Source organism: Candidatus Salinivivens marinus (assembly GCF_965655845.1).
GTDB classification, from domain to species: Bacteria; Pseudomonadota; Alphaproteobacteria; order Rhodobacterales; family Rhodobacteraceae; genus Salinivivens; species Salinivivens marinus.
In genome coordinates, this window is the sequence record NZ_CBFHHX010000020.1 from 1 (window position 1) to 6054 (window position 6054).

Sequence of the window (6054 nt, forward strand, 5' to 3'; positions counted from 1 at the left end):
TCTTTAGTAGCAGCTTATGCTGGCGGCATTTTTGCTATTCAAACAACATCCGTTGCAAACGCAATGCTTTTATTTGCTACAGCACCATTCATTGCAGCTATTCTAGCAAGTCTATTTCTCGGTGAAAAAGTACGGATAATGACATGGTGTGCGGTGATAGTTGCAATGGGAGGTATAGCATACATGTTTGCTGATCAATCCACTCAATTTTCATTAATTGGAAGCCTTGCAGCATTAGGCTCTGCGATGGGGTTTGCCATTTTCTCGGTAACACTTAGATGGGGGAAAGATGATGAAATGCTTCCTTCAGTATTTTTGTCTGGCTGTTTTGCAATAATTATTACTTTTTTGATTTGTTTGTTTTTAAAACAATCGCTTTCACTCTCCTTTCACGATATTGCCATATCATTTTCACTGGGAATATTCCAAGTTGGTGGTGGACTTGTACTATATACAATCGGTTCCAAAGCTTTATCGGCAGCAGATTTAACTTTATTGTCTTTGGCTGAGGTTGTTCTTGGGCCAGTTTGGGTTTGGCTTTTTCTGGGAGAACTTGCTTCTAACAATACTCTTATCGGTGGTAGCGTTTTATTATTGGCAATTATTACAAACGCAGTCTCAGGGAAACGCTGGAAACCGCCTCCAATAATGTAAAAAAGATTATTTAACTCCAACGTGATTTACTTTACTAATACTTGTTTGTAGTTACTTTTCTTTAGTATTGCGATTGAGTTTCATGTGATTATTTTTTTTACAGTTCTAGAGGTCGTCACGCCCGTATTTCTGCTGGCCGCAATAGGGTATTTCTGGGTAAAGTTTGGCTTCGAATATCGAGTTGAGTTTGTTACTCGGCTTGCAATGACCTTAGCCGTTCCAGCTTTAGTTTTTACCTCTCTAACACAGAATACGATAAACCCTCAGTTTCTGAGTGAAATGATAATCGTAGTTTGCGCAGCATACGCATTAGTGAGTATAATAGCTTTAGTATTTACATTTATTTTCAAACTAAACTTGCGTACCTTTCTTATGCCTTTAATTTCCGGGAATACCGGAAACCTAGGTTTACCACTGTGTTTTCTAGCGTTTGGCCAAGATGGCTTGGGATATGCCGTAATAGTTTTTGCATTCACAAGTATTGTGGCGTTCACATTTGGTCTATGGGTGGTTTCTGGCACTGGCTCTCTGAGGCAACCACTCAGAGAACCTTTAGTGCCAGCAACAATACTAGGACTTTTATTCATGTTTTATGAATGGGAGACACCAAAAATTCTCACGAATGCACTGGACCTAATTGGGCAGATGGCTATTCCCCTAATGCTGATCACTTTAGGAGTTGCAGTCGCACGGCTAAAAACGCGTTTAGCTTTTAAAACACTTGGCATAAGTCTATCAAAAATCATGATAGGTATTATTGCAGGAATAGGAGTTGGTTATCAGTTTAATCTGCCTTATGAAGCCTTTGCTGTTTTGGTCATTCAAATGTCTATGCCCGTTGCAGTAACATCTTATCTTCTGGCTGAAAAATATGGTGCTGACGCTGAAGCTGTTGCAGGTCTTGTTGTAATTTCCACTTTCCTTACAACTTTCACTACGCCAGTGCTTTTGTCATTTTTATTGATTTAGTTCAGCTGGCCAAATACCCTAAAAAGACTAAGAAAGATACAAAGCATAGGGCAAAAGGCCAAATGAATTTATTTGTTCTCTCAGAGCGACCTGCTGCAGAGAACACAATAAATACTAGAAGAATTGCTATGATACCAAAAAGTGCAAAGATCATAATAATTCGTTAAATCAACTCCGGTTGTTTAAACACACAATAAACAGTTGTTTTTGACAATAGCTATAGACTAGCCTGAATCTCTTCTAAAGCCCCCACAAGAGAGCGTTTATCACTTTCTCTTTGGAAAAGCTGTGATGCAACAAATTTCTCATTCTCCATTCCACTTTCAGTTTGAGCAACTTTTAAAACTCTCTTAGCATCTTCAGACTTTCCAATTTTTCTCAAGGAGGCTGCCGTATAAAAGAGACTTGTTCTAGTCTCTATCTGCATCTTTTTAAAACTCGCGATAGCACTTTCGAACTCACCGGAAACAAAATTGCATAAGCCTTCGGTCTCAAGGACTAAATCAGAGCAAAATGGATCAATTCTCATGGCCCTTTTAATCTGCTCCATTGCTTTTTCTGGCTCTCCCAAATAACAAAGTAAAACCGCATAACGTGCAATGTGATAAGTATCACTGGGACATATCTCAATTGCTTTCTCATGATGAAATATCGCCTTTTCAAAATCACCCTCAAACAAAAGTTTTACTGCACCTAATATTCTGTGTGCTTCGGGATCATTTGGGTCGAGGTCGATAGCCTTGTTAACAGATGAAAATGCCTCATTCATCCAATTTTCAGGCATATCATCCGGAAACCATTCTGAATTATTGGCAAGAGAACAAGTTTTCCAAGCATGGGCTCTAGCATAGTTTGGGTCTACTTCAGTGGCTTTTGTAAATAGGCTAAGAGCTTTCTTGTTATTTTCCGCACTGACCGAACTTCGACGGTGATATTCTAAACCTTGCAAAACTAAATCATATGCTTCCATTTTTTCTGGCTTTTTATTTGCCAATTTTTTAACTTGGTCTCTTTCCACATTACCAACAATGTTTGAAACAATTGTTTCAACTAATTCATCTTGAATATCAAAAATATCATCCAGTGTAGTGTCAAAATTATGCGACCAAAGTGTAGTACCATCTTCGGCGGACAAAAGAGATGCAGAAATTCGCATTTTCTTACCCATCTTCCTTACTTTCCCATCTAAGATGTATCGCACGCCAAGCTCCTGTCCCACGACGGTGGGAGACTTATCCTTGCCAGAGTAAGCAAAGGTTGCATTACTGGCGATTACTGTAAGTTTTTTGAACCTAGAAAATGCCGATATAAGATCCTCTGAAAAGCCTTCACAAAAATATTCTTGATCTTCATCACTACTAAGATTTTTAAACAACATCACAGCCAATGACCCAGGCTCTGCCGACTCTATTTTAACTTGCGGCTCTGCGTCATCACTTCTTAAGCCTCTTGTCGCTCCTTTGCATTTCAATACATTGTATGCCTTGATAGGTCGACCAATATTTTTTAACTCTAATTCTCCTGCATCTTCATAGGAAACTTTGACTTTCAAATTTACCAGATCATAAATGTTATCTGAAATACAAATTCCATCGGCTATTGCTTGAGCTTCCAGACGTGCTGCAATATTCACCGCGTCTCCAAAAAGATTGTCATTAGAAACCATAACGTCACCAATATTAATGCCTACTCGGTACCGCATCTGATCCTTTTCGTCACTCTCTGCATTAATGGCCATCGATTTGTTCTGTATTTGAACTCCACACTCTACAGCTCTGACCGGACTTGAGAATTCAGCCAAAACACTGTCACCTGCCGTATTAAAAATACTCCCCCCGTGCTCGTTAATGCATGCATCAATAAATTCCCGTCTACTATTGAGAACCTTTAACGTTTGGTCCTCGTCCGTTGCCATCATTTTACTAAAGCCGACAACATCTAACGCCAGTATAGTGCAAAGTTTCCGTTCCATATAAAAATCCTGAGAAGTAAGAAAGAGTTGCTGTACAATAGATTGCATAAATAATGGATTGCAACAAAAACTGAATGCACTCGAGTGTTTTTATGTACAGTTCAGTAAGATAAGGGAACGTGCTCACAAATTGATTAAATTGTAATCAAACAGATTTACATGTGATTGACGGTTTCAGAAAAATTAGAATACTATCCAGAGCATGGAAAATAAAAAATCAATAGCATCCCTTCTCTCAATAAACCCCGTGTATCAGTCATGAGACTCATTACACATGGCTGCCGAGGATCAATTCCAGTTTCATCTAGTGAAATGATGAAATACGGTGGGAATACCACCTGCTTTGAACTAATTACGGATGAATTTCAAATATTTTTTGATACTGGCTCAGGGTTCCAAAATGCGATTTTGAATCCCAATAAAGAAATACTAGTTCTTTTCAGTCATTTTCATCACGATCATTTGCAGGGTTTAGCGTTCAACAAATATCTTTTAAAGCCAGAGACGAAGACTTTTATTTCCAGCGCATTGGTTGACTCAGAAGAGTTGAACAAAATTATTAGACGCTACTTTTCTGGAGTTTTTTTCCCCCTAGATATATTTGATAACTTAGATAACGTGACCTTTTCAAATTTTAGTGAAGCTCAGAGGACTTTGAGCGTGGGTTTCAATATAGAAGCAATTAAGTTAAACCACCCCGGTGGAAGCTATGGGTATAGTGTAACAAAGGACGATAAGAAATGTGTATTTCTTTGCGACAACGAATTTACAACTTCTCAGGCTGATGAGTTAAAAAACTTTTCGAAAAATGCTGATATTGTGATCTGGGACGGAATGTTCACCGAAGAAGAGTTAAAATCAAAGACTGGATGGGGTCATTCCTCTCTTGAGCAGGGCGTGGAATTCTTTTCAGATATAAATTGTGGACAGATTATAATTTCGCACCATGCTCCTTACAGAACAGATGCTGAATTAGATATAATTGGAAATAGTTTACCAAACGGTATCCACTTGGCAAAAGATGGACAGGTTTTGAAGTTGTGAATGAAAAAAATTGAGATGAAACCAGGCAAAACCATTTTCAAAGCTGGTGAGCCTGCTGATGGCCTTTATATTGTTGGATCGGGAGAGGTCGGAATATATTTTCCAACAAATAAAGAAATGGTCGAACCAGATATTATTTTAAAAGCCAATGAAATACTTGGTGAGATGGGCGTTATCGATACTGCTCCGAGAATGGCAACCGCGAAAGCATTAAGTGATTGTATAGTAATTTTTGTATCACAAAAAGAATTTGAGAAGAAACTTGATGAAGGCGATATGATTGTAAGAGGGGTCATGGCGATCTTGTCATCAAGGCTTCGAGAATTACAAAAACGTAGATAAGTTGTGACTTATTAAAATTTATGGACTTCTGTGCGGCACACTCTAAATCGCTAATGATTGGTCTCAATAAATAAAATTCTTGAAAAAATATATCAACATACTGACTTGGCTCTTACTATATGCTTCAACATTTGTTGCGGCGAGCGGCGCAGTATGGTTTGCTGGAGATCTAAATGCCAATGGTTGGATCATGCCCAGCATTGCACCACCTTCCTGGCTTTTCCCACCGGTATGGACAATTCTATACATCTTTATTGCTACTAGTGCTTTTAGGATTATCAATGCAGAACCTCATTATTTGAAAGGTATAACTTATGCACTTTGGGCCCTACAGCTGTGCCTGAATACTTTATGGACACCAGTATTCTTTGGGGCATATGATCTCTTGGGAGCGCTGGTATTAATTCTGTTCCTGTGGATCGCGATACTTTGTTACACTGTAAGTTCGTACAAAATAGACAAGATAGCTGCTTACTTGTTCATTCCGTACCTCCTCTGGGTGTCATTCGCTACACTTTTAAATTTTGAATACCTAAGAATTAACTAGTCTGATTTATAAGGCACAGTAAGAAGTCCGTCTTTCTTCCATCCAACGATCCCTGTTTTCAAGTGAGTTACATTCCTTAAACCAACTTGATTTACAAGAGCATTACCTAAAGTACCTGTTCTATTTCCAGTCCTACAGTAAAGGTAAACGGGAGTATTTTCATCTTCGATCAAAGGAAAAAACTTGCGCTGAAAATCAGGATGTAAAGCACCACTTTCTGTAAAGGCAGTAATAGTCTGTGCACCTTCTAAAATGCCAGTTTCAGCCCACTCCTCTGGTCGCCTGATATCAATTATTAACTGACCTTTTTTCTGCGCATCTTTAAATTCTAACACACTTGCATGCTCTAGTTTTGGAGGATTATCCAAAGACAGGAGTTCCACCTCAAAGATTAAGCGAGCGTTGGGTGGAATAGACCCTCCCGCTCCTCTTGCTCCATAACCTAATTCTGGTGGTATATTAAGGGTTCGGATCTCCCCAATTTGCATTCCCAGAACACCTTGCTCCCATCCCTGAATAACTTGAC

8 protein-coding genes are annotated in these 6054 nt (G+C 38.9%); 5 read left to right on the forward strand and 3 right to left on the reverse strand.

Features of this window, described 5'->3' with window-relative positions:
• Together ACTF5Q_RS11810 and ACTF5Q_RS11815 are read left to right on the forward strand one after the other, a co-directional pair.
• Nucleotides 1–654 (forward strand): DMT family transporter (locus tag ACTF5Q_RS11810; RefSeq protein WP_438954799.1); only part of this gene is annotated, 654 nt, incomplete at its 5' end.
• Nucleotides 655–738: 84 nt separating this feature from the next.
• Nucleotides 739–1623: an AEC family transporter gene (locus ACTF5Q_RS11815; RefSeq protein ID WP_438954800.1), complete on the forward strand. Its 885-nt coding sequence runs from the start codon at nt 739–741 to the stop codon at nt 1621–1623.
• 217 nt (nt 1624–1840) lie between these two features.
• On the opposite strand, the gene ACTF5Q_RS11820 is transcribed toward ACTF5Q_RS11815, so the two are convergent.
• Nucleotides 1841–3595: an adenylate/guanylate cyclase domain-containing protein gene (locus ACTF5Q_RS11820; protein ID WP_438954801.1), complete on the reverse strand. Its 1755-nt coding sequence runs from the start codon at nt 3593–3595 to the stop codon at nt 1841–1843.
• A 258-nt stretch (nt 3596–3853) separates the two neighbouring features.
• Between ACTF5Q_RS11820 and ACTF5Q_RS11825 the strand changes: the two genes are divergently transcribed.
• Both ACTF5Q_RS11825 and ACTF5Q_RS11830 read left to right on the forward strand, forming a co-directional pair.
• Complete coding sequence (locus ACTF5Q_RS11825; protein ID WP_438954802.1) at nt 3854–4639, forward strand: MBL fold metallo-hydrolase; 786 nt, start codon at nt 3854–3856, stop codon at nt 4637–4639.
• On the forward strand, nt 4640–4981 hold the full coding sequence (locus ACTF5Q_RS11830; protein ID WP_438954803.1) for a Crp/Fnr family transcriptional regulator: 342 nt from the start codon (nt 4640–4642) through the stop codon (nt 4979–4981).
• A 63-nt stretch (nt 4982–5044) separates the two neighbouring features.
• Here the strand turns inward: ACTF5Q_RS11830 and ACTF5Q_RS11835 are convergent, their stop codons facing one another.
• Nucleotides 5045–5263, reverse strand: a complete 219-nt coding sequence (locus ACTF5Q_RS11835; RefSeq protein WP_438954806.1) for a hypothetical protein — start codon at nt 5261–5263, stop codon at nt 5045–5047.
• Here ACTF5Q_RS11835 and ACTF5Q_RS11840 point away from each other — a divergent pair.
• Nucleotides 5172–5528: a TspO/MBR family protein gene (locus ACTF5Q_RS11840; RefSeq protein WP_438954805.1), complete on the forward strand. Its 357-nt coding sequence runs from the start codon at nt 5172–5174 to the stop codon at nt 5526–5528. The two genes, ACTF5Q_RS11835 and ACTF5Q_RS11840, sit on opposite strands and share 92 nt — an antisense overlap.
• Here ACTF5Q_RS11840 and ACTF5Q_RS11845 read toward each other — a convergent pair.
• Nucleotides 5525–6054 (reverse strand): FKBP-type peptidyl-prolyl cis-trans isomerase (locus ACTF5Q_RS11845; RefSeq protein WP_438954804.1); only part of this gene is annotated, 530 nt, incomplete at its 5' end. The genes ACTF5Q_RS11840 and ACTF5Q_RS11845 overlap by 4 nt on opposite strands.